This window comes from Shewanella sp. SM71, from assembly GCF_025653905.1.
In the GTDB taxonomy this organism is placed as follows: domain Bacteria; phylum Pseudomonadota; class Gammaproteobacteria; order Enterobacterales; family Shewanellaceae; genus Shewanella; species Shewanella oncorhynchi.
In genome coordinates this window covers 85,318-109,895 of record NZ_JAKKRW010000011.1, presented here as the reverse complement: position 1 = coordinate 109,895, position 24,578 = coordinate 85,318, and the positions used below count along the sequence as shown (strand labels likewise).

The 24,578-nt window shown below is 47.6% G+C and carries 20 protein-coding genes; 2 read left to right on the top strand and 18 right to left on the bottom strand.

What is annotated here, in order from left to right:
* Window positions 1–103: 103 nt before the first annotated feature.
* On the bottom strand, window positions 104–667 hold the full coding sequence (locus L5L97_RS12540) for a malate synthase (protein ID WP_011845404.1): 564 nt from the start codon (window positions 665–667) through the stop codon (window positions 104–106).
* A 255-nt stretch (window positions 668–922) separates the two neighbouring features.
* Here L5L97_RS12540 and L5L97_RS12535 point away from each other — a divergent pair, with 255 nt between their 5' ends.
* Entirely contained in the window at window positions 923–2,455 is a 1,533-nt protein-coding gene (locus tag L5L97_RS12535; RefSeq protein ID WP_263173909.1) for a DUF3612 domain-containing protein, read from the top strand.
* Window positions 2,456–3,002: 547 nt separating this feature from the next.
* Entirely contained in the window at window positions 3,003–3,911 is a 909-nt protein-coding gene (locus L5L97_RS12530; RefSeq protein ID WP_263182211.1) for a hypothetical protein, read from the top strand.
* A gap of 195 nt (window positions 3,912–4,106) precedes the next feature.
* On the opposite strand, the gene L5L97_RS12525 is transcribed toward L5L97_RS12530, so the two are convergent.
* The 17 genes from L5L97_RS12525 to L5L97_RS12445 all read right to left on the bottom strand — a co-directional run bounded on the left by L5L97_RS12525 (window position 4,107) and on the right by L5L97_RS12445 (window position 24,479).
* Window positions 4,107–4,433 carry a DUF3325 domain-containing protein gene (locus tag L5L97_RS12525; RefSeq protein WP_263173906.1) on the bottom strand — a complete coding sequence of 109 codons (327 nt, stop codon included), beginning with the start codon at window positions 4,431–4,433 and terminating at the stop codon, window positions 4,107–4,109.
* Window positions 4,430–6,019 (bottom strand): PepSY-associated TM helix domain-containing protein, encoded by a 1,590-nt coding sequence (locus L5L97_RS12520; RefSeq protein ID WP_263182209.1) that lies wholly within the window; start codon window positions 6,017–6,019, stop codon window positions 4,430–4,432. The genes L5L97_RS12525 and L5L97_RS12520 overlap by 4 nt, the downstream gene beginning before the upstream one ends.
* Window positions 6,016–6,384, bottom strand: a complete 369-nt coding sequence (locus L5L97_RS12515; RefSeq protein ID WP_173248398.1) for a hypothetical protein — start codon at window positions 6,382–6,384, stop codon at window positions 6,016–6,018. Before L5L97_RS12515 ends, L5L97_RS12520 begins: the two co-directional genes overlap by 4 nt.
* The gene (locus L5L97_RS12510) at window positions 6,377–9,544 is read right to left on the bottom strand and encodes an efflux RND transporter permease subunit (RefSeq protein ID WP_263182207.1); all 3,168 of its coding nucleotides are present in this window, start codon (window positions 9,542–9,544) and stop codon (window positions 6,377–6,379) included. The genes L5L97_RS12515 and L5L97_RS12510 overlap by 8 nt, the downstream gene beginning before the upstream one ends.
* 4 nt (window positions 9,545–9,548) lie before the next feature.
* Window positions 9,549–10,598, bottom strand: a complete 1,050-nt coding sequence (locus tag L5L97_RS12505) for an efflux RND transporter periplasmic adaptor subunit (RefSeq protein ID WP_263182206.1) — start codon at window positions 10,596–10,598, stop codon at window positions 9,549–9,551.
* 26 nt (window positions 10,599–10,624) lie between these two features.
* On the bottom strand, window positions 10,625–11,266 hold the full coding sequence (locus L5L97_RS12500; RefSeq protein ID WP_263182205.1) for a DUF4198 domain-containing protein: 642 nt from the start codon (window positions 11,264–11,266) through the stop codon (window positions 10,625–10,627).
* Window positions 11,267–11,305: 39 nt separating this feature from the next.
* Window positions 11,306–13,492, bottom strand: a complete 2,187-nt coding sequence (locus L5L97_RS12495) for a TonB-dependent siderophore receptor (protein ID WP_263182204.1) — start codon at window positions 13,490–13,492, stop codon at window positions 11,306–11,308.
* Window positions 13,493–13,894: 402 nt separating this feature from the next.
* The gene (locus L5L97_RS12490; protein ID WP_263182203.1) at window positions 13,895–15,142 is read right to left on the bottom strand and encodes a glutamate-5-semialdehyde dehydrogenase; all 1,248 of its coding nucleotides are present in this window, start codon (window positions 15,140–15,142) and stop codon (window positions 13,895–13,897) included.
* A 48-nt stretch (window positions 15,143–15,190) separates the two neighbouring features.
* Window positions 15,191–16,291, bottom strand: a complete 1,101-nt coding sequence (gene proB / locus L5L97_RS12485) for a glutamate 5-kinase (protein ID WP_263182202.1) — start codon at window positions 16,289–16,291, stop codon at window positions 15,191–15,193.
* An 11-nt stretch (window positions 16,292–16,302) separates the two neighbouring features.
* The gene (putP, locus tag L5L97_RS12480; protein WP_168826179.1) at window positions 16,303–17,799 is read right to left on the bottom strand and encodes a sodium/proline symporter PutP; all 1,497 of its coding nucleotides are present in this window, start codon (window positions 17,797–17,799) and stop codon (window positions 16,303–16,305) included.
* A 3-nt stretch (window positions 17,800–17,802) separates the two neighbouring features.
* Window positions 17,803–17,979 carry a hypothetical protein gene (locus tag L5L97_RS12475; RefSeq protein WP_263182200.1) on the bottom strand — a complete coding sequence of 59 codons (177 nt, stop codon included), beginning with the start codon at window positions 17,977–17,979 and terminating at the stop codon, window positions 17,803–17,805.
* An 84-nt stretch (window positions 17,980–18,063) separates the two neighbouring features.
* Window positions 18,064–20,208: an FUSC family protein gene (locus tag L5L97_RS12470; RefSeq protein WP_263182198.1), complete on the bottom strand. Its 2,145-nt coding sequence runs from the start codon at window positions 20,206–20,208 to the stop codon at window positions 18,064–18,066.
* 5 nt (window positions 20,209–20,213) lie between these two features.
* Window positions 20,214–21,077: an HlyD family secretion protein gene (locus L5L97_RS12465; protein ID WP_113940195.1), complete on the bottom strand. Its 864-nt coding sequence runs from the start codon at window positions 21,075–21,077 to the stop codon at window positions 20,214–20,216.
* 6 nt (window positions 21,078–21,083) lie between these two features.
* Window positions 21,084–21,284, bottom strand: coding sequence for a DUF1656 domain-containing protein (locus tag L5L97_RS12460; RefSeq protein ID WP_131524438.1), 201 nt, complete (start codon window positions 21,282–21,284; stop codon window positions 21,084–21,086).
* 182 nt (window positions 21,285–21,466) lie between these two features.
* Window positions 21,467–22,822, bottom strand: a complete 1,356-nt coding sequence (gene gorA / locus L5L97_RS12455) for a glutathione-disulfide reductase (protein ID WP_263182197.1) — start codon at window positions 22,820–22,822, stop codon at window positions 21,467–21,469.
* 146 nt (window positions 22,823–22,968) lie between these two features.
* Entirely contained in the window at window positions 22,969–23,535 is a 567-nt protein-coding gene (locus L5L97_RS12450; protein ID WP_263182240.1) for a hypothetical protein, read from the bottom strand.
* Between the two features lie 152 nt (window positions 23,536–23,687).
* Window positions 23,688–24,479, bottom strand: coding sequence for a hypothetical protein (locus tag L5L97_RS12445; RefSeq protein WP_263182196.1), 792 nt, complete (start codon window positions 24,477–24,479; stop codon window positions 23,688–23,690).
* Between the last annotated feature and the right edge of the window lie 99 nt (window positions 24,480–24,578).

Genomic DNA, 24,578 nt, shown 5'->3' with positions numbered 1-24,578 from the left:
ATCAGAGGATTGTGCAAAGCAGGAGGGTAAATTGAAGAAGATGAACTGAGCTCAGTTCATCTTCTTAGCTAGATAATAAATGGCGAGGTTACAAAACGTGAAATTATAAATTTACGATACTTTTCAAGTTGTAATCGCTGCCATCCTTTGCGGTAAACAACTTATCTTGGGTGTCGTTGGCGCTGGACATACCCGCATGTAATAGGCTGAGCCAATGGCGCGATGCGGCAGAACGTGACTCTGGTGTTCCGACTACCATGTTTAATGACGTTCCGATTTGGATATCTTCCAGATTGGCAACGTCTCTCGCACCTATCATGCCACTGCGGTCGAAACTGAGTTCAACGTGGCAACCTAGGTCCTGTAACACTATGGCGCAAGGCGCATCTTTAGTGCCGTTAAAGGCCACAAACTGTTTTGGCTGACGTAAACCACTGTGGCTGCCATCGGCAAAAAAGGCCAACAGGTGTTGATAGTAAACCACATAGCTGCTCACATCTTGGTGTGAACCAGAGTTAAGTGGAAAGAGGCGGTCGAGGAATTGTTTCGCATTAGCGATCTTCTCGTGCTCGGCGACATTCACTTGGGCCACGGCTAGTACTTCTTCTGCGATGAGGCTGTTTAGATTCGGTTGGATCTGGTTGCTCTTGATAATTGACATATTCATCGCTTGTTCCTCTTACTCTTTCAATTTAAAAAAATTCAGGGTTTTGATTTAACTTTTGGCTTATCAAAGTTTGTCTTCAATTTGGTTTGTCCGCTTTGAGTGCTTAGCCACTTTAAGTGTGAGTGGTTAAGCATTTCTTGTACTGGAATGGCTTAGCTTGTTCGCATTAGCCTTTCCTTGATTGCTTGATTTGTAGTCTAGTCTTTTTTTGACTACAATTTCACAATAAAAATTTTACACTGTGAATTTTACAAAATGCGCAATGACCAGAGCTTGATGAGAAAATCACATTTCCTAGGCACAAAAATACGTAACCTACGGAAACGTAATAATTTAACTATGGAAGATTTGTCGGCACGATGCATTCGAGTCGACGCAGGAAGTGCGCCCTCTGTGTCATATTTGTCGATGATCGAACGTGGCAAGCGTGTGCCGAGTGCCGGAATGCTGGCTGTGATCGCCGCGGTTTTTCAAAAAGACGCCGAATGGTTCTTAGACGATGTGCCCGAAGAAAACGCCATTACGCCAGACAAGGGTCGACGTGGTGGCATAAGTGGTATGGCACTCGAACCCAGCTTTTTGTTTTCCAATGATATTTTACAAATCGCGATTCCAGAAATGCTGTCGCAGACGGGGATCTCTGGTCGGCAGTTTGCCCATTTATTGATCCGCGCCCATCAAGAACACCATCAAAATCATTTCCCCGATCTTGAACGGGCCGCCGAAGAAGTCGGCCTCAAACGTATGCCCTTATCTCTGGACGATATGTTGGATATCGCTAATGGAATGGGATTAAAAATCAAGTGGATAGACAGTACACCGCAGGAAGTTATCGATGAAATGGGCGTGAGTTCACGTCAGTTGGTCACCTCATTTATTGAGCCGCCGAGCACGATTTATGTAAATAAAATCCTCAAAAATCGTCCCAATAGACTCAAATATGATTTAGCCGTGCACATAGGTCATTGCGTGTTGCACAACAAGGACGGCCTCAAGAGTGTGATGATCTCAGGCCGTAAATTAGAAGTGGATGAAGAGGCGGGTATGCAGTCCAATACCTTGAACGCGCAGGATATCTTGCATGCGTGGCGCGATTTTGAATCGAGCTTCTTCGCCGGTGCGCTGCTGTGCCCTAAAGTGCCTTATCGCCAATTACTCGACCGCCACGGCTATGAGATTGAGGTACACAAGCAACTGCAAGTGTCAGCCTCAGTCGCCATGCGGCGCATGACAGTGGTATCTCCTTATCCTCATTGGCATTATTTCGACGCTTACGCACCGGGCAAGCTCAAAGCCGTTTACCGTGGTAACGGTATTCCACTGCCTTGGGGCAATATGCGGTTAGTGGAAGACCCTTGTCAGCATTGGGCCGTCTTTAGGATGATCAGTGAGCCGACGGTCGGTACTTCGGCACAGATTTCGATTTTAAACGTCGGCAACGAACCACGCATTTACTGCTGCGAGTCGATTAAAGTCGAAGACTCGGCAGGCAATCCCCATGTTCTCTGTGCCGGCATAGATTTAAATCCAGCCATTGAAGCCCAAGGCAAAGATGCCCTGTCTATCGCCCACGATTTGAAAGATGCCTGTGTCGCCAGCGGCGGTTCAGTCACTATTCCCAAACACATTAAAAGCGATCTGGTGAGCGTCGCAAAAATCCTCAATATCAACTGGATAGAACGCGGGATCAAAAACGACGCCCGCCTTATTTGCTCCCGCGGCGCCGTATGCCCACGCCAACCCAGTTGCTATCAAGCAGGTAAGTCACAGTGTGATGGGGCAACGTAAATCACTATCTGATTTACGTTGAGTTTTGCGGGCTTACAGCCGAGAAAGTCGTGGGGCTTCACCCCACACCCGACCAAGGAGGACTGCTCGTCCTATCCTCCTGGATGCTCGCCCCCAACGGAGTTGAAAGCTCCTTGTGCTCATTGGCAAATTTGCTATCGCTTCCGAAGTCCTCGCTTTACATCCATGTAAAGCACTCCAGTTCGGCAATCCCTGCCTCTCGCTCATAAGCGCGAAAATCACCGATTTTCATTCGCCCCTGCACCTGTGAAAGCTAGCTCGCTATTTGATAGGCAGGATGTCTGAATGTCGTGAAGTGCATGGATGCACATGAGCGACCATAGTGAGATATATATACTTTTATGGTAATTTTTTGGGGAGTTACATTCTGCGGAATTGAGCCGGGGTTAGGACCAGCTGAGAACTACCTGTTTTATTTTTTATTTTTAATATTAATGTCCACATCAGAATGATTTGTTATTTGACTTAATACTACTAACGTATCTAATGTGTTGAGTTAATAAATAGCATCATCAAGGTTGATAGATTGAAAGAATTACACTTTAGTATAGTGAGCGACAGTTTGCTGAAAACCCATAAGGCAAAGCTAAGTGATTGTGAATATTTAGAGTTGAGTAATGCTAGAGAGATTCTATCTAAAATACTTGACCATGAAGAATTATATGATCAGGTAATAGAATCCTATGTTGAAGCTAAGTCTACAATGTATGAAATGAGTGTCAGAGCTATTTCTGACAGTGTTAAATATGATTACATAAAGAATCATAATAATCGTAGTAAGCTAAATCGCTTTTATTTCAATGTTTTAAACTTCAGTAAACTATATCTTGATCGCCACTTTCATGATGGGGATAAGAAATCATTCGTTAAAAGTATTACTGCTTCAGAAAGTAGTCACGACGAGGTTAAAAAGCATCGACAAGATATATCAAAGAATAATCCTGATTATATTTTTGGATGCAAATTAAGGAATTATGTACAGCATGCTTCGTTGCCCGTAAAAACGTTCACTACAGGTGTTCGCTGGAGTCCAGAAGATAATCAAAGTGTTGCTATTTTTCATGTGCCACTTGCTAAGAAAAAGCTAATCGATAGCGGTATTTTTTCACAACAGATGTTATTAAAATATGGTGAAAAAATTGATTTGCATCAAATTATGGATGGTTATATTTACGCAATTTCAGAAATGCATTTGAAGAGTAGACAGCTAATAAAGGATTATATGGAAAAAAGTTTAGAAGTAATTAACTTGAAGAGGCGTCAGATAGGGTTAGAACATAGTAGCTCATTATGTGATATCAACGTTGTTGATACTGAACAAGGAGTAAGTTTATTCTCACTACACGTTGAATGGTTTAGTGTAGTTGAGCATCTGCAAAAAAAGAACTTACACTCATTAAATTTCAAACGCTTTACTCACATACCGTATCAGTAGGATGTGTTTGTTAAATATTTGTAGCCGTCTAACTTATAGGGATATTTCTTATAAAATAAAAGTGCTGTTTGTCTTTGGAGTGTGAGTGCTTAATCATTTTCAGTATGATCATATTGGATTAGGGTTTGGCTATCCACCTCACTCTCTGCGATTTGCTATCAAGCCTAACTCATCTTAGTTTCGGTTATGATTGACTTAATACAACAAACCGAGCAAGCACACTACGGTGCTGGCGGGTAATATGGGCTGTAACCAGCGTGGTTTGTAACTGAGTAAAATCACTAGAATTATCGAACTCAAACATACCCAGCCGAGCAGTAATACGCTGGCGTACGCTGGGCCGTAATGACGACTGGCAAGCCAATAGCACAGGACGAGCGTTACAGTACCAGCGGTGCGAAATCCGCGTGCCTGTGCATCGGTTAACTGGCGGTTACGCACGGCCCGGTGGTGGTTAAAATAAGATAAGGCCAACAGCCCCATGGCGATAAAACAGGTTAACAATTCGCCTGTTGCTGTCATGATTCAACTCCTAATTCTGCCGTCGCTTTGGTTACCCGTGTAGCCAGTACTTTTTTAGGGCTACGCAAGCGTTTGGCTGCCATGCAAAACAGCGCTGCAAGTGCGAGCATCATGAGATCAAATCCTGCGAGAACATAGGCTTGGCGCTGTAGATTACTTATCAGCTGATACTGCGAAGTCATGGCATTGAGCAGGGGTAGCAGGCCATAAAGCAAGGCTGTGAGTAAAAAAAGTCGTTGCCATGTTTGTTTATCTCGTTTGAAGCAAGCGAGCAGTGCGACTAAAGCCCAACTGATAAAGAAACAATGGATTTCCCAGTTCTCTCTATCTGCAAAGGTGACGGGTAAGAGTCGATTGGCATAAAAATAACAGGCTAGCGCAATGGGCAGGCCACCAAAGGTGGCGAGATTCAACATGTTCACTAGCGTGAGCCCGCTATGATTCTTATCTTTTTTAAGCTGCTTTTGTGCCAGCTTATCGGCCCACATAATCGCGCCGCTGGCGATCATCACGCAGCCCGTTAATCCCGCCAGTAAATACAGTAAACGTAGGCCTTGGCCAGCAAAGCGACCACTGTGCAGGGCTATCATGGCACTTTGGGTTTGATTCGCTCCCGAAGTCACAGCCGACTGCGCCAACACAGCACCGGTCACAGTAGACAAGTGATACCAAGGCGCTTGCTGATTTAAGCTGTGCTCAGGGGCGATTTTGACTGTTACGCTGGCATTGCTGTCGTTGAGATTATCAAACTGCAAGCCTTCAAGTGGCGACTCACCCACGACACTGTGAATCGCACTGAGTAAACTCTGACTATCGAGCATAGTGGCTGGCGTGCCAGTGGCGGCGGGAGTTTGGTAAATGGGTTTCCATTGCGAATAAAAGGCTTGAGTTTCATCACCATATTGTGTGTTAAGTCCCCATGGCATATACATAAACATCAAAGTCACTAGGCCGGTATAAGTGATCATAAGATGAAAGGGCAATGCGAGAACTGAGCTGGCGACATGGGCATCTAACCAAGAGCGCGGGCCTTTGCCGGGTCTAAAACTAAAAAAATCCTTAAAAATACGTTTGTGGATCACTATCCCGCTGATGATGGCGACCAACATGAACATAGTGCAAAAACTGACGATCCAACGCGCCGTGAGTACACTCATGTAGTACAAGTCGAAATGCAGTCGATAGAGAAAGTCGCCCCCTCGGCTTTCCCGTGCTTTAGGTAAGGCTTCACCTGTCGCAGGGTTAATAAAGCCTTGATGATAATCACCAAATCGCTGGCCTTCAGCGGCGGGATCGCTCCATGCATAGGTCAGTAATGGCATCCGTTGTGTGGGTAAGTAAATCCACCATGACTCAGCGTCAGGCGCTTGTTGTGCCAAGGACGTGAGGCCCTTAAGTATCAATTGTTGATTATCCGCATTGGCATCATATTGGCTGCCGTGGTTTTCGGGTTGCATCCACAGGTTGATTTCAGCACGGTAATAGGCCGCTGTTCCGGCGAAAAAAACCAGAAACAACACCCAGCAGGTGAGCAATCCAACCCAAGTGTGTAGCCAAGTCATTGAACGAAAAAAGGAGTCTTTCATAATCCACTCCCTTGAACACTTGTAACATCAAACGCTTTAGCGGCGAGGTAAGCTAAATACAGCAGACCGCTGAGCGCGAATAAATCCAGCCAGTATCGCCATGTTGATTTAACGCTGAACACCCAAATCACGGCGCAGGTGTACACAGTAAATGACAGCATCATGGCGGTTAACACCCGATCAACCTGAGATAACGGCAGGATTTGTGCGAGCAAAATAGTCGCTACTGCACTTAACAAATAGCCGCCAAAGGTTGCTGCGAGGCAGCGATTGCCTATGTGCAGGCTATCGTTCCAGATGGCTGACGTTTTCCAGCGCATCAGTCTTTGTGTTAACGGCGGAGTCATGTTGGTTTTTTCAGTCATGATGGTGTGCCACTTCTGCTGAATTTGTCTTGTGGGTGCGGGATAGCACAGAGATTAACAGGGCGGGTAAAAAGGTTAAGCTAAGTAGCGTTGCCACGATAAGACCTGCCAATACCACTATGCCAACGCCGCGGTAGAGTTCGCTTCCAGCACCGGGGAATAACACCAGCGGCAATAAGCCAAACAAGGTCGTCGCGGTAGACATTAGAATCGGTCGTAATCGACTGGCGACGGCAGATTTGACGGCTTCAACGACACCAAACTGACCCGATTGCAGGTTTTTACGGCTCTGTTCCACGATCAAAATCGGGTTGTTAACGACAGTGCCGAGTAGGATTAAAAACCCAAGCATAGTAATCATATCAAAGGGTTGGTGCCAACCTTGGCCGCCAAAATACGCAAATAAGCTGCCAGTATAATTAAGTGCTTGTAAGCCGACTAAACCGCCAGCAAGTCCTAGCGGGATAGTGATCAGCACAAATAACGGATAACCCCAGTGATTAAAAATCGCGACTAATAACAAGTAGATGATCAACACGGCGACCAGAAAATTGCTGGAGAGTGCCGCTTTCGTCGCTTCGAGCTGATCGGCTGCGCCCGAAATATCCAAACTGACATCTTTGCCGACAGCACCCTGTTGATAGAGGATGGGGACTAATTCTTCCCGCACCTTAGCCACAGCGGTTTCTAACGCAATGGAACGCGGCGGAATAATGTAAAGAGTCACGGTTCTGCGGCCATCGACGCGGCGTAAACTGTCGCTATCCATCTGCTCGCTAATATCGGCCAAGGCTTGCAGTGGCAACACATTGCCCTTAGGTGTCACTATCGGTGCGAGCGCCAATTGCGACAGGCTCTGTTGATTGCCCGCAAGGCTAAAGAGGAAGATATCAACCTTGTTATCATTGAGGAAAAACTCGTCGACATAGGCGCCATCGCTCAGTGCCGAAACCGCATAGCCAAACTCGCTGCCGCTAAAATCTTGTTCTACAAGACGTTGCCAGCGAGGGGAAATCTGCCACAGCGGTTGATCTAGCGATAAGGTCGATGGGTCTGAATACAGCTGCGGCTCGGCAAACACTTTTTCTGCCGCTTGATACGCCGCTTCGGCAGCGCGGTAGAGGCTGGCTTGATTTGGGCCTGAAATATCCAAGGCGACAGCGCGGGTGCCACCATCGTTGCTGGAAATAATGGAACCCCGCGATGAATAGGCGCGCATGCCCGGATATTGCTCAAACAAGGCGGTGAGTGAGCTCATCATGGCATCCATATCTTGGCTGCGAACGGGTTCGCTCATCACCCAAATACTGCCGACACCCACGCTGAGGGTATAGTATTTTAGCGGCGGGATCTTTTGCTCACCACGTTCAAAGGATGCCGCCTCGGCATTGACTCTCGCGGATAGCTGAGTCGTTAATTCTTCTGCAATTTTAGCCATTTCCGATAGGTTGTAACCCGGCGGCGCGACCATAGAAGTAAAGGCTTTTGGTTCTTCGCCTTCGGGTAAATATTCGGCCGGAGGCATCAGCCAAGCCGCAAGCCCGATCGTCGAGACGAGTGACAGCACAATCACAAAGGCGCGGCGTCTTGCCGACAGTACAAGTTGGCTGACTAAGCTCAATATGCGTGATGCTTTGGGCGGCTCACTTTGGTTTGTCTGCGCCGAGTGCATCTTACCGAAACCAAAACGGGCAATAGCGGCGGGTACGATGAACACCGCGACCAGCATAGAAGCGATAATGGATGAAGCGATGGCAATCGCGATATCCGAGTACAGTTGCCCCGCTTCTTGTTTGATAAATAGAATGGGTACAAACACTAGCACTGTGGTGAGCGTCGAGGCTAATACTGCGGGCCAGACATCATAAATACCACTTATGGCTGCTTCGAGACGCTCTAATCCGCGTCTGCGCGCTTGTTCAATACTTTCGAGCACCACAATGCTGTTATCGACCGTCATGCCTATGGCAAAGGCAACACCCGCCAATGAAATGACATTAATGGTGCGATCAAATACCAGCAGCCCGACGAAGGCGGCTAAGGTACACAGCGGAATACCGATAACACCAATCAGGGTGGCTCGATTCGAGCGCAAGAAGAGATACATCACTAAGGTTGCCAGTAAGGCACCTAGACCTAAATTGACCCAGACATTTGCAACCGAATCTTGCACATAGCGCACATCATCACTGAATAACTCTAACTGCATGGCGTGCTGGGCGAGTTGATTTTGATTGATCTGCGCAATCACGGGCATCATGGCATCTTTGATGGCGATAACGTTAGAACCGACATCCCGTTTGACCGCTAAGCTGAGGGTGCGTTCTTGTTCGGCAAAGGACAGTTCTCGGATCTCAGCGTGGTCGAGTTTTATCTCGGCAACGTCTTGCAGCAGAATATTCGTATTACCTTGGCGTTTTAAAATCAGTTGCTTAAGTTGATTTAAATCCTCAAAACGGCCAATTACCCGCAGTAAATAACGTTTTTTACCACTGTCGATATCGCCCGCAGAAGTGTCCTTGTTGCGATCTCGAATGGCTTGGCGCACGTCCATAATGCTGATGCCGCGTTGGGCGAGTTTGGCGGGATCGAGCCGTATTTGAATTTGCCGTTCAGCGCCGCCTTGAATAGTGACGGAGGAAACGCCTTTGACGCGCTCCATTTGTGGGCGAATAAAGTCGTTAGCAAAATCGCGCATCATGTCTATGTCTAGATTCAGCGGGTTCCCCGCGACAGGCACGAGGCGGAAATACATGAAAGCGTTGTCTGAATATGAACTGCTGTAAAGCCTTGGTTGATCGATGTTTTCAGGGTAGGACGATACTTGGCTGAGCGCATTGCTAACACGAATAAGCGCGTCGCTGATCTCAGTGCTCTGGGGGAATTCGAGTTCTATCCATGCCGAACCCGTATCAGCCCAAGATGTCATGCGTTGTAAGTTGGGCAGGGTGCGCAGGTAGCGTTCCTGCTCAAGCAGAATTTCTTTCTCGACGTCTTGCGGCGTTGCCCCCGGCCAACCTGTGGCCACGCTGATGGTGCGCACATCTAAGTCGGGGATCATTTGGATTGGGATACGCAGTGCGGCAGCCGTGCCCAATACGCAAAATATCAAGACGATGACCGACAGTAAGGTGCCATGTTTAATTCCAAACTTTAGCATCCCACTAACCTCCTACTGCAGAGTTGAGTACAGAGACTGGCTGTTGGTCTTGTAGGCTCTCGTTACCGCGGATCACCACGGGTGCGTCTTTAGGTAATGGGCTAAGGATTTCAATCCCGATGGCGCTCGTGTGGCCCACTTGAACTGTATGCCGTTGGGCTATGTTGTTTTGCACGGTAAAGACACTGAACTGGCCGTCGGGGTGACGGACTAGCGCATCTTGCGGCACGACAACACTGTGTTGCGCCCGCTGTAAGTGGAATGTCGCAGTGGCCGATGTGCCGGGCATCAAAAGTCCACTCGCATCAGGAATGGTTAAGCGCACCAAGAAGCTGCGAGCATTGTGGTCGCTCACGGGGACGAGTGCATTCACATGGCCGATAAACTGCTGTTCAGGCAGCATATCTGCGGCAATATCGACTTGAGTTGCAGTGGCTATGTTTTGGAACATTTCCTGTGGGACTTGAATATCGAGCCAGAGCTGTTCTTGGGATACTAAGGTGAAGATTTCAGTGCCGACATTAACCCATTCACCGGTTTCAGTTTGTTTACTTGCAATCACTCCCGCAAACGGCGCGATCAGTTGGTGGCGGGCGACCACCTCTTTTTGGTGTGCTAATGCCGCCGTTAAACTTTGCAGATTGGCTTCGGCCTCGGTGACTGCCGCTTGGCGAATCGCGCGCTCAGTTTCGGGAAATAATTGCTGAGAACTGAGCGTTTGTGCCTCGGTGAGGAGTCGCTGCTTTTCTGCCAGCATGGTCTTAGCGGCCATTACATCGGCCTGACGCTGTGCTAATTGGTGTATGGCTAAGGTGTCATCGAGTGCGAGCAAAGGCTGGCCAGCGGTAACGTTAGAGCCCGCATCGACCAGTACTTTGGCAACTAAGCCATCGGTACGTGCAGATAAGCGGGCTACCCGTGCGGATTTAATGGAGCCACTGAGTGGCAAAAGTTCATTGGTACTGCCTGTTTGGGGCAAGGCGACTGTTACAGGTGCTGTGCTTGCGTGTACTGCAGAACACAGCATGTATAAACCTATCATTAAATAACGCACGTTAACTCCATCTCACTATAAGATTATTACTGAGTGATAAAACTCGTGGTGGTGATGTGTAAAACGCTATCAACCTCGTTGCCTGCGAGTGTTTGTTTACCTTCTGTGGTGTGATTACTGACGAGCAAATAGCGTCCCGCATCTGGGGTATCGAGGGCGAATTTACCTTGGGCATCGGTGGTGAAAGATTTACTCCAAAAACCGGGGCGATAAACTTGTACTGGATGATTCACCAGTGGTGCGCCTTTATAGCTAAGCACAAACTCGGGAACGCCTGACTTTACTGGCGTAAATTCAAAATCTTGCAGCGCTTTTGTGTGTTCTTGTCCCGTGCGGGCATAGAGTATTGCGGCCTGCAATCCGGTCTCAGTTTTCCATGGTTGCCACGCGGTATCGGCATAGAAACTGACATCACTTTTGCCATCTTGGGTTTTGACCAGTAGATGATTGGCCTGCGTTTTGGCGGTTAACGGTGTCTTGGCATTGGCGGCGAAAATACGCGCCGCGCTTAACGATGCTAACTCTTCTGCCGAAGCTTGCTCTGAACCCGGTTCGCCAAATTGCACTTTAACCGAACCATCGTTATTACGCTCAAGCCATACTTCATGTGCTTGAGCCGAAAAAGCGATACCGCCGAGTAAAGTGAGTATTGCAAGTGCTTGTTTCATTTGATTATCCTTAATATTATTTCGGTTTAGGGCTATGTTTTAGAGCGTCCAACGTAGTGATAGTGTGGCATTACGTGGCTCGCCAAAGTCGGCGTAACCCCAGAGTGAACGGTTGTAGTTCTTGTCGAAAATATTGTTAATGTTCACTTGCATAGAAATAGAAGGTGTGATTTGGTAGCCAAACATTAAGTCAACGAGTGAGTAGGCGGATTGTGTTTGGCGGTAAGCCACATTCGGCGCGCCATCGACACCCCAAATAGTGCCTTGATAGAAGGTGCTGCTCTGCCAGCGCCAGCTCGCACCTGCAGTAATGCCCGGCAGAATATCTTCAAAGTTATATTTAGTGGTGAGTTTGAAGATATCTTCGGGCAGATAAGTTTGACGACGTAGGCCATCTTTATCTTCTGCATTGTTGTGGGTATAACCACCGCTGATATCCCATAAGTCGGTAAGACGTCCGGCAATTTCTAACTCATAGCCTTTGGTGGTAATCCCATCCACACTTTCGTAGATAGAGTCACCGGAAGGTAGCTGACCTTTACCTGCATACTCGGGTTCGTTGTCTTTATTGGTTTCGTAGATGGCGGCTGACATGTTTAGCGTGTCATCGAACAGCGCGACCTTGACGCCGCCTTCGACGTTTGTGCCTTCTGCAGGTTCGAGCAGTTGGCCATCTTCACCAAAATAGGTGCCAGGTTTGAAGATTTCAGTACGGCTAGCGTAGACAGAGATCTGCTCGGTCACATCGTAGACTAGGCCGTAGTAGGGGATGAAAATACCGGTTTTTTCCATGGTCGCATCTGTGCTGTTACCCACGAGATCATGCTTTTCATAGGACCAGTTACTTACGCGTCCACCGACCATTAATTTCAGTGAATCCAACAGATTGACACGGACAGTGCCGTAAACACCCGATTGGCTTTGCTCATTGGTTTGGCCATTGGTGGGTGAATTAGGAATATTAGGCTTGGGGTAATTGCCCTGATCCGCGACGTTATAGCGACGTTGGCGTCCAGATTCAGTGTTGATGTTATCGAACTCGTTGTCACCGTAGTTAAAACCGATCACAGCGCTATGTTCACGGCCGAGTAAGTCGAAGTTACCCGTTGCATACAGGTTGAAACTGTTGGTATCTGACTCGCGATCATGTTGGGCGGCATAAGTATTGCCCCAAGGGCCAACAAATTCGCCGGTTGATTTGACGATATAATCGCCTGGGTAAAAGGCCAATGCATCTATGGTGGCGTTAGCAATACGATAGGCACTGACGAGTGACCAGTCGTTATCGAATCTATGTTTAAATTCGGCCATAAGACTCTTTTGGGTCACGTCCCAATGGGTCCAGTCCTGTGAGCTAGAGTAGCTGCGGCCGAAATCGACAGCTGTGCCATCGGTATAAAATGCGGGATTAGAGTTCCAGTTATACACGCCATCGGTTTGCGATTTTTGATAGTCCGCAAACAGTGACAGGCTAGTATCTACGCCTAGACTCGTTTCAACCACGCCATAAAGCACTGTGGTATCGCGCTGATAGCGGTCGATAAAAGAATCGCCTTTCTTCACCGCACTGACGAATCGACCTTTCACATTGCCTGAATCCGTGAGCCAGCCAGAAACATCGGCCTCAAGTCTATAGGTATTCCATGAGCCATAACTCGCACTTGCCGTGGCGCGGGTGTCATCCGTTGGACGTTTACGAATAAAATTAACCGTGGCAGAAGGTTCACCTAAACCGCTTAAAATCCCTGCCGCCCCTTTTAATACTTCAACCCGTTCGGCAATCACGGGGTCTAAACCTTGATCAATTGAGCCGCTGTAAACATGGGATGAAGAGGTTGTGATTAAGCCGTCAATTTGGACACCGCTGTCGAGTGCATAACCGCGCACGAAAATCTGACTATTTTCAGAGGCATCGCCTACCATAGTGACGCCAGGAGTGTGATTTAACACTGACTCCATAGTGACCAAACCTTTGTCACTGATCATTTCTTCGGTAATCAAAGTGACGCTTTGTGGGGTTTCTTTGAGTGACATAGACAAACCCGTGGCGCTATTCATTGCCGCGCGGGTGTATGTTCCTACCACGTTCAATCTTTCTATCTGTTCTGTATCTTTTTTCTCATCTTGCTTAGGGTCAGTATTGGCTTGAACCGTCAGAGTAAGTGTGCTGAGAAGTACAGGGATCAATGGCGAGCGCCAAGACGTTAAAACAGATAGGGGAGGCATGGTATTTCAATCCTTTCAGGCGATTTCAGATTAAATGATGATTGGTGATCCTGAGTGCAAATAAAGCGTTTAGGTGCAAATGAGAATCGATCGCATGATAGGTTTGTTGAAAATAAATGCAATATGCTCAATGTGTAAATTGTTTAAGCTGGGTTGTAACTTATTGGCGAATAGCTTGTCAGCGAGCTGTGATAAGCCGTCGCAGTGGGATCTGCACTTTTAGCGCATGCCTTACTATAACTCGGTTTCAGGGCATCGACTTGGAACTCAGGCTGTTGTGGATAGGGTCAATTTAGCCAACAAAAAGGCCACAGTCGTTACCGACTGTGGCCTTTAATCTTTACAATTGAATCGAAATCCAACGGACTTGTTAAGCCTAAAAGTGTGATTTACAGCTTAGGTTTACGCCCGCACTTGGCCTGTGCCTGAGACTAAATACTTCTCAGCGGTCAAGGACTCGAGTCCCATTGGGCCGTAGGCATGTAGCTTAGAGGTCGCGATGCCAATTTCGGCGCCAAGACCGAGTTCGCTGCCGTCGGAGAAGCGCGAAGAAGCATTGACCATCACCACTGAAGCATCGACTGCACGTTGGAAGCGTGCGGCTGTGACTTCGTTTTCGGTGCAAATCACTTCGGTGTGCTGGCTACCAAAACGGGCAATGTGTTGGATTGCATGGTCGAAGTGATCGACTTGGCGAATGGCGATTTCGAGATCTAAATACTCTTGGCCGAAATCGTCTTCTTCCATATAAGTACAGTTTTCGAAGTAGCCACCGGATTGGGTACAAGCATTGATTTTAACCTTATGCTCGGCCAGCGCTTTGGCCACTTTAGGCAGGAATTGCGAAGCAATTTCTTGGTGCACTAATAGGGCTTCGAGGGCATTACAAACGCCTGTGCGCTGGGTTTTACCGTTGAGCAGTAAGTCCAAAGCAATATCCAGATCGGCATCTTTATCGACGTATAAATGACACACGCCTTTAAAATGCTGGATCACTGGGATTTTACTGTTGTCAGACACAAAGTTAATCAAGCCTTCGCCGCCACGGGGAATGATTACATCAATATAATCTCGTTGCTGCATCAGTTCCAACATCAGGGCACGGTCAGGATCGGGCACTACTGTGATTAACGCCTCGGGCAAGCCGTACTGTTTCAATACACTTTGCAAAATGGTGGCGATAATTTTACTGCTGTGCAGCGCCTCTTTACCACCGCGCAAAATCACGGCATTGCCGGATTTAAAGCACAGGGCACCCGCATCGGCGGTAACATTCGGACGCGCTTCATAAATCATACAAACTACGCCTAATGGCACGCGCATCTTGCTGATGGATAAGCCGTTAGGTCGTTGACCAATATAACGTTCATTGCCAATGGGATCGGGCAAGGCAGCGATGGTTTCAATGCCTACTGCCATGGCTTCTACGCGTTCTGGTGTTAGCGTTAAGCGGTCGAGCATAGCAGGGGCAACGTTATCGGCTGTTGCTCTGTGTAGGTCAATCAAGTTAGCGCTTTGGATTTCGTAGGACTTTTCACGTAATGAACGCGCCATGTCGAGGAGTACAGTATTTTTAAGCTGTTCATCAACTTGGGCGAGAATAAGAGCCGCTTTGGCAGCTTCTTGAGATAAGTTTTTGATTAAAGTCATATTTACTCCGCTTAGATGTTTACTCGCTTAGTTTTATTCGGCTGATGCTTATTCGAGAATGGCGATGTTTTTCTCGGAAATAATCGGCCCAGTCTTTTGCTGAAATTCACTGGCAAACTCGCGATCGTCTTGGTCCGTAATAAAGCTAAGTAAACAACTGCTGTAATTGGATTTGGCCTTGGCCAATTTAGTGCCATCGTCTTTGCGTACTAAAATGGTGTCACCGACAGAAAAGTCCCCATTGATGGCAACGACATCGTCACTGGTCAATTGCTCGCTATGGATATCGAGGGCGATATTAAAGTCATTTTCAACAATGACTTCGCCCTGAGCCTGCGAGGTATGTGTCATCCAGTGCAAGTGATCCTGCATTGGCTTCTCATCGGGGGTAAATAAGGTTCCTGGGTTTTGGCCCTTCAACAATTGGTTGAATGAGTCGGCATCAAAACCATTGATAATAAAGGTTTCGATCCCGTGGGAAATCGCCTTCTTGGCGGCTTGTATCTTAGTGCGCATTCCCCCCGTACCGACGGCACTGCTGGCGCCGCCCGCCATGGCGTAGATCTCGGCATTAATCTCGGTCACCTGCTTAATAAGCTGTGCATCGGGATATTCATGGGGGTTTTGTGTGTAAAACCCATTCACATCCGAACAGATAATCAGCGTATCGGCATCGGCCGCTGCGGCGACCATGGCCGAGAGATTATCGTTATCGCCAACTTTGAGCTTGTCGGCGGTGACGGCATCGTTCTCGTTGATGATTGGCAGTAGCCCATGCTCGAGTAGGCTGAAAATCGTGTCTTTAATACTGATGTAACGATCTCGATTGCGTAAATCACCGTGGGTTAACAGTAGCTGTGCGGTTGGGAAATCAAATAACTTGTTCCATGTGGCCATCATATCGGCCTGACCCGCTGCAGCCATGGCTTTTTTCACTGTGACGCTCGGTTTATCAACCTCGCCAAAGTGATGCCATCCTGCAGCGACTGAGCCCGAAGAGACCAAGACAACTTGGATCCCTTGGGCACGACAATAAGTAATAAATTGGGCAATGCCGAGTAAGTAGTGGCTGCTGCAACCTTGTTTGTGTGGAGCAATCAGGGCACTACCTACCTTAACGACAATGCGTTTCCAGGGTAAGTCAGTCATACCTGCGCGCCTCATCTGTCTTCGGCTAAAACACGGCCAGCCTTATGGAATAATTTAGTGGTTTTGGCACAAGGATCAGTATCGAGTAACGAGACTATCCAAATCACCACACTGCTCACGGCAAAGCCGGGGATCATCTCATACACCACTGTGGTTAAAGCTTTACCGTCAGCAAGTACTGGTGCATAAATCCAAAACAGCACTGTAGCTGCGCCTGACACTATGCCGGCAATCGCGGCTTTGTGGGTTAGGTTAGCTTTATACAAGCTAAACAAGACTAATGGACCGAAGGCGGCACCGAATCCTGCCCATGCATTACTCACCAATGACAGCACACTGCTAGAGCGGTCAAGCGCTAGTAGACTTGCGACAATGGCTACGCCAGCTACGCCAAAGCGTCCCATTTTCACCATGTCTTTTTCGCTAGATTCTTTCTTCGAGATCACGCGATAAATATCTTCCGTTAGCGAGCTTGATGACACTAATAGTTGCGATGAAATGGTGCTCATGATCGCGGCTAGAATTGCGGCTAATAAGAAGCCACTAATGATCGGATGGAACAACAACTCAGAAAACACGATAAAGATGGTTTCAGGATCGGTCAGCTTCATGCCAAATTTATTGGCGTAAGCGATACCGACAAGACCTGTTGCCAGTGCACCCACAATGGTCACTGTCATCCAGCCCATACCTATGTGTCTGGCTGTTTTAATGTCAGCGACTGAACGAATTGCCATAAAGCGCACAATAATATGCGGTTGGCCAAAGTAACCGAGTCCCCAAGATAAGCTTGAGATAAGCCCTAACATAGTGACGTTTTGCATGGCATCGGTGAAGTGTGGAATCGATTGATACGCAAAGTTCAGCATAGTGTCAGCGCTGGTAAACTCTTGATATGCCACCACAGGCACTAAGATTAAAGCGACAAACATGATACAGCCTTGGACAAAGTCAGTGAGGCTCACTGCTAAGAATCCGCCCAACAAGGTATAAGAAACCACTACGCCGAGGGTGACGACTAAACCTATGTCGTAGTTCAGGCCAAATGCTGACTCAAATAACTTACCGCCAGCCACTAAACCCGCTGAGGTATACAAGGTAAAGAAGATCACAATGATCACGGCCGAGATAATTCGGATACTGCTGTTGGCATTGCCGAAGCGTTTAGCAAAAAACTCTGGGATAGTAAGGGCGTTATCCGCGACTTCGGTATAGACCCTTAATTTGGGTGCAACAACCAAGTAATTAATTAGAGCACCAATCAATAGTCCAAGAGCGATGTAAATGGTTTCGAAACCAACCAAAAACATTGCGCCGGGAAGACCCATTAGCATCCAGCCACTCATGTCAGATGCACCCGCTGAGAGTGCGGTGACCTGTGGGCTCACCTTGCGGCCGCCCAAAATATAGCCGGATACATCGCTGGTGGATTTTTTATAGGCGAATAAGCCAATAGCAAGCATGGCGATAAAGTAAATCGCTAAGGAAACGTAAGCCAGGTAATTCATTGGTTATTTTTCTCCTAACGCTTTGTTATTTTGAATAATACTCGGTTTCAAAATGACAAAGAGATAGGTGCTTAATATTGCGCATAAACACATAAACTGCATGGTTTCCTTGGCGTGCAATCGGGTAAAGCTTGCTACTTGCGAGATAAGATTTTCCTCTGGTGGGTTCTCCGTAGGCATAATTGCTCCTTGGTTGATAATTGAATTTATATCACCAATATAGTTAGTGATCTAATTATATTAAGGCATTTTATCGGCCAAATATCAAGCTTCTATTGGATTTAAATGGTTTTGGCGGCGGTGCGAGAGTGGCTTTTGGGGCGGAAAATAGTTTGAGAACTGACTATTTTCAGAGGTGTTTTTCTGCTCGGCGATACTGTGGGCGGTACGTTCGAAGGTTAAGGTGATGCGTTCAAACATCCCAGTAATCAGAGTGAATTGTTCGTGGGGTAACGGGCATTGCGCCAGCGCTTGTAATAAGGCTTCGCTGCTGGTGTTAAACTCTTCTGCGACTTGGCCGTGGGCGCAGGCGATAAATGCCTGACCTAAATTGTGTTGCCAGAGGTTGAGTGCATTTTCTAAGTCTGAGTGCGTATCTGAAATCCCCTGCAACATGCGTCGCATTCGAATCGACACATGGCCTAGATTAAGTGCAGTGAACACCAGATCGGTAAATACCCTCGAACTCTTGCCTGAACCTTTTTCGTAACTGGCGATCCGCAGGAGTCGATCGCCCATGCGGGCGTTAAACCAAGGCTCAGGATCATCATGTTGCGCGATATGCACTAGATCTTTTTGGATAGATTGCAGCAGACGATATTGCATCAGCCGCTGGCTAGGTTCGGTGATTAATTTAAATAGCCAATACAGCACAGTAACGCCAACAAAAATCGCTAAGGCATTGCTGACAGTGTTTTCTATCGCAAATGAGATGGTATTACTGGGCTGTACTAATACCGCAAACGGCACGCAAATCCCGAGACCATAGGGCAAGGTCGGTCGATTCGCTAAGGCGAGTAGCCCAATAAAAAAGGGGCCTGCGAGCACTAAAATGAGGATTTCGAAATCGCCGCTACTCTCTGCCAGCAAAGGTAAAGCGTAAAACACTGTGAGGGGTACAGCGATAGTGATACCAACAAGAATACGGCGCAAAATCGTGGTTAGCATCGGCAGTGGCTGGCGCGCCATCATCATGGAAAAGACCACAGGCATCAGGATCATCATGAGTACCGCGCTCGACCCTGTGCCGATCCACAGCGAAGCACCAATGACAAATACCGCCATGCTGCGTAGACCGGTCGTAAACCCTATCAGTGGATCTCGGTGAAATTCCATTGGCGGCGCGTTGAGTTGTACCGCAGAATTGCTTGTCAGTACGTTATAACTCTTGAGCACCATGATGAGATCGGCGCTTAACTCCATCGCAACTTTGAGTAAGCGAGTCTCTAATGGGGTTCGGTCGCGGTATTGCATCAGGTTTTGTTGGAGTTGATACCTTAAAGTGCGCGCCATTTTGTAGCATTCTTTGTCATCAGTAGATTGCGCCATCAGGGTAAAACTGCTGCGCATATTGGCTAAGGTTTTCGCGAGCGGTTCGCTGACCAGATGGGAGTGATTACGTTGTAGTCGGCCAAATATTTGGATTGCCGCCAACAGCGAAAGGGTTTTATTGCAGAGAAAGTTCGCCGCATGGCTCTGCCCGCGTCCTTCTGGACCTTCATAAATCACCGCGCTGGAGTCGTCACTCAGCGCCGATACTGATTCCATAATAGTGTCGATATGTTCATGGCGGCTCGCATGTACGCCCTGTAAATCGAGTTCTAATGCAAGATATTTAAGTGTTTGATTAATTGTGTTTTTAGCATGCAGTTGCAGACCATGTTTTACCTTAGTCGGCCAAAGTAGCGAACTGACCAAGACGGCACAAATTGCGCCGACGATAATTTCGCTGATCCTCGCCTGCGCCACATCGAATATTTTTGCACTATCGGCTGTGCTCGGGCTCGCCATCACAATGAGCACTATCAAGCAGGCTGTCATGCCCGCCATAGCAAAGGCATAGACAAAGTTTTGCTGGCGCACCATGGCCGACAACCCAGAATTTAACCCTATCCAGCAGGCGAGTAATCCTAAGGCGAGTTCGGGATAGGGCGTAAACCCGTTGAGTATGGCAATCCCCGCGAGCGCGCCGACTAAGGTGCCGCCAATTTGGCATAAGCCCTTTTCGATCACGAGTCCACTTTCGGGGCGAATTTGCAAAAATACCGCTGACACCAGCGCCCAATATGGCCGTTCTAAATTTAAAAACATGGCCACATATAAGGCGAGCGCCATCGAGATCACGCCTTTAATCGCGAAGATGAGGGTTCGTCGGTCAGGAAAAAATAAACTCTTAAGTAACAGCGTCATAATGACTATTTTTCAGTCTGTAGCTGGATGGAAACTGTCATGCCGACGCTCAGCTCTATGTCCTTAGGAATGCTATCTAGCTGGATATCGACCGGAATACGCTGCGACAACCTCACCCAATTAAAGGTTTGGCCGATTTGCGGCAATAACTGTCCATTCGTGGTGACATTGGTATTGGCGATTGCTTTACCTATGCTGACCACTTTGCCGTGCAAGACATGGCCGCCACTCATTAGGCTGACATCGGCGTTTTGACCTATGTGAACCAAGGGGATTTTGGTTTCTTCAAAATACCCTGTGATATAGAGAGAGTCTTGTTTGACGAGCGAAAATACTGAGTTGCCTTTGCTGACATAGTTGCCATTACGCAGGCTTAAATTGATCAGGGTGCCATTTTCGGGAGCGTGAATTTGCGTCCGCGCTAAGTCAATTTTGGCGGTATTCAATTGTGCCTGTGCGAGTTCATAACTGGTTCTTGCCAGTTCGGTATTGATAAAGGCTTCGTCGAAGGTTTCTTTGCTGACTAAGTTGGCGTTGGTCAAACCGATACGGCGTTTGTATTTGTGTTTTGCCAGTTCCCATGCCAATTTTTGGCTTTCCGCTTTGGCATTCAATTCGGCAATCGTGGCTTTGTAGCGGGTATCGTCCACTGTGAACAATACATCACCTTTATTAACGACTTGATTGTCTTTTACATTCAGTTGGTTTACCCAACCGGATACATCTGGCGCTATGGTAATGATTTCGGCGCGAACTCGGCCGTCGCGGGTCCAAGGAGAATAAAGGTAGTGCGACCATATCCAATGTCCGGCGATACCTGCAATCGCGACCACAATAAGGGTGAGGCTGATACGAAAGATTTTTCCCATGAACAATCAACTCCCAAGCAAGTAAATGACCAAAGCCAGATAGCAGATAAACAGCCCAACTTCGAACCAAGCTGCGCGCCACAGCTTGTGATAGAGCCCAGTTTGATAGAGTACCCCGCGAGTGATGCAGGAAAGCAGAAAAGCTAAGGGGATAAATATAATTAATGGACTAAATAACAAACCATCGAACGCGAGTTCTTTAAGCATTACGCTATTCATCCCCGATGACAGTGGCGCAGCGATAACCGCACTAAGTGTTTAAAATGCAAAGTACTCAGTCGAGATTATAGGAAAGTCGCGTGAGAGTTAATGGTTTTATGCTATCTGTGATCAATTAGGGCCAGCATAAGCTGGCCCTAAATATGATGAAATCAAAGCGAAAATCGCTTCTACCTCATAGTAACAAACTCTTCCGCGCCCGTGGGGTGGATAGCAACGACCGCATCGAAATCGGCCTTAGTCGCGCCCATTTTCATGGCGACGCCGAAACCTTGAAGGATTTCGTCCATACCAAAACCAATACCATGAATACCGACGACTTTTTCGTCCTTGCCAGCGCAGACTAACTTCATCTTACAGGCTTGGCGATGGGCCGTAACGGCTGTGTACATTGAGGTAAACGTCGACGTATACACTTTGACGTTATCGTCGCCGTATTGAGTGCGCGCTTCTGGTTCGGTCAAGCCCATAGTGCCGATTGGTGGATGGCTGAACACGACCGTTGGGATCAGGCTGTAATCCATTTTGGCATCTGTCATACCGTTAAATAAACGCTCGGACAACAAACGGCCCGCTTTAACCGCAACAGGAGTGAGCTCTACGCCGCCCGCCATAATGTCGCCGACACAGTAAATCCCTTTGTGAGTCGTATTTTGCTGCTCATCAGTGATGACATAGCCTTTGCTATCTAATTGCACTTCAGTATTTTCTAGGCTGATATTGCCTGTTGCAGGTGAGCGGCCAATTGCCCAAATCAAGCAATCGACTGTAATGCTTTCACCGTTTTCTAAGTTTAATGTCAGGCTGTCATCGGCATTTTTAACCACAGCTTTTGGTACGCTATGGGTGTGCAATGTTGGGCCTTCGGTTGCCATCGCATCGACGAGAGCATCGACTAATATAGGGTCAAAGTTACGCAGCGGCGCATGTTTACGCACTAATAAGTGAGTTTCACTGCCCAGAGCGTGTAACACGCCAGCGACTTCAACAGCGATATAACCCGCGCCAACAACGGCAACGCGCTTAGGTTGCTCGCGTAGGGCGAAGAAACCATCGGAGTCGATACCGTATTCAGCGCCAGGAATGTTCGGAATCGTCGGTGCGCCGCCAGTGGCGATGAGGATATGATCGGCGGTGTAATGTTCGCCGTCCACTTCGATGGTGCTGCCATCCACAAAACGGCCGTAGCCATTTAACAGCGTCACTTTGTTGTTGGCAAAACCACGGCCATAGGCATCGTGAATACGACCAATGTAGGCTTCGCGGTTTTCGACCAAAGTGTTCCAATCGAATTTATTAACAGTGACGTCGAAACCATAATCTTTGGCGTAAAGGTTCATCGCTTCGGCAACATGGGCGCCATACCACATGACTTTTTTGGGCACACAACCTACGTTTACACAGGTGCCACCCACGTGTTTGGCTTCGATGAGTAGAACCTTAGCACCACGCATTGCCGCTCGGTTTGCTGAGGCGATACCGCCGCTGCCTGCGCCTAGGCAGATATAGTCAAAATGTTGAGCCATGAGTTTCTCCGTCTTACTTCAAGGATGAGATGCTTTACAGCAGAAGGTCATTGTAGGGGGCTTTGCGGTAACAGACCAGCCTATTGCATCACTAACGTATAAGGCATTGCTTTTAATAAAAATACTCCTAAAGTTGCATTCAGTTGTTATCGTGTGGCTGTTTCGCGGCGATATTGGCACTTAGAGTGATCGTTTTGAGCTGGGCCTTCTGCACCACATTTCAAACACTGCCACTCTTTTTGGCGGGCGCTGAGTTCGTCGGCTTGATGCTTAGCAGCGTTATCTTGCTTGTCGCCGAGTAGGGACTCTAGCTGATCCATACGTTTATCGAGCCAACGGCAGTTAGGATCATTGGCGACATGTGCACGACTGGCGAGCTGTTGTTTGCGACTGAGTTTTTTACTCTTAGCGGCTTTGTTCGATTGAGTGGCTTTAGTTGATTTAGTGGTTTTGGATGGCTCTGTGGGTGTGACAGTGGGGGGCGAATACTCGAACGCACTTTGCACTTGGTTAGGCACATTAATCGGCTTACCTTCATTGTCGAGCAAAGTGCCTAGGGGCAAAGGCGCGGTTTGTGCCGGTTGCGCTAAGGACTCTAGACTCGGTTCAGGCTCAGATACCTGCTGCGCATTTGTCGAGTTTGTCACTGGGATAAAAAGCAGGGGCAAGGTAATGACAGCGGTTCGGATAAGATAGAAATGATGCGTTAACATTCCCTGTTCCTCGGCAAAATCGATATGAATAGTGAGTCGCTCCGTCGACATTTTGAGTTTAGTTAGTGAGCTTTGTTTTTGCCAAATGTCACGGGATAAATTGACAGAGGAAGGTTGCAATACAGCGCTAGAAACACAGAGCTAAAACGACGTTAAAACGTTATCGCAAAGTGAATGCCGGCATAGGTTTGATCCTGTGAACTCATATCGCCATTGGCTGAGGCTTCTTGCTCAATATCACTCTGGGCAATGCTGTGGCTAATGTGTCCGCTAATATTCATGCTTGGGGTCAGTTGATAATTCGCTTCGAGGCCAAACTGCAGGTTATTACTGCCATCGTGTTCTTCTGTGCGGTATTTAAAATCAAACCCTTGAGTGATATAGGGCGTGAGGCTGAACTGGTCTGTGATATTCCAATAACTGTGCAAACTCACTTCAACAAAGTAGCCTGCTGCCTCTGTGGAATAGACATAACTCACCGATGGTACCAACCAAGCTGTGGCGCTGTAGGCGAGTTCTGCAAATAGCTCGTTATCTTGGCAGCGGCTATTGCTATAGCCTTCAATGCGCTGATATCCCAGATTGGCCTCGAGGTTTTCGGCTAAGTTGAACCCATATTCAAGGCCGATATTCCACTCTGTATAGGCTTGGCTATCACCGCGTCCGACTAAGGCATAAGTGGTTAAGTTGCCGTGTTGAACGGCAGCATTGAGCCAATAAATACCCCCATTTTGCAAGTTATTGCGACCCTGTGAGACATATTTGCTGTCCCAACCTAAATCCAGCGTCACCGCCAAAGGTTCTGTCATCTGGCGGGGTAATATAGTGTTTGAAATACTATCGACTTGTTCTAGGCCCTCATTAGCAACTGCGTTGTGACTAAGGCAGTTGATCCCTAATGTGCAGAGGACGCTGGCGATAAGTTTCACTGAGTGTGTTGCCATATTTTTGCTGATTTTGGTCGAGGTACGTTAGTTATGCAGATAATACCTTGCCCACATACAAACATTAATGCGAATTGATTCGATTTGCGATCGAGATTG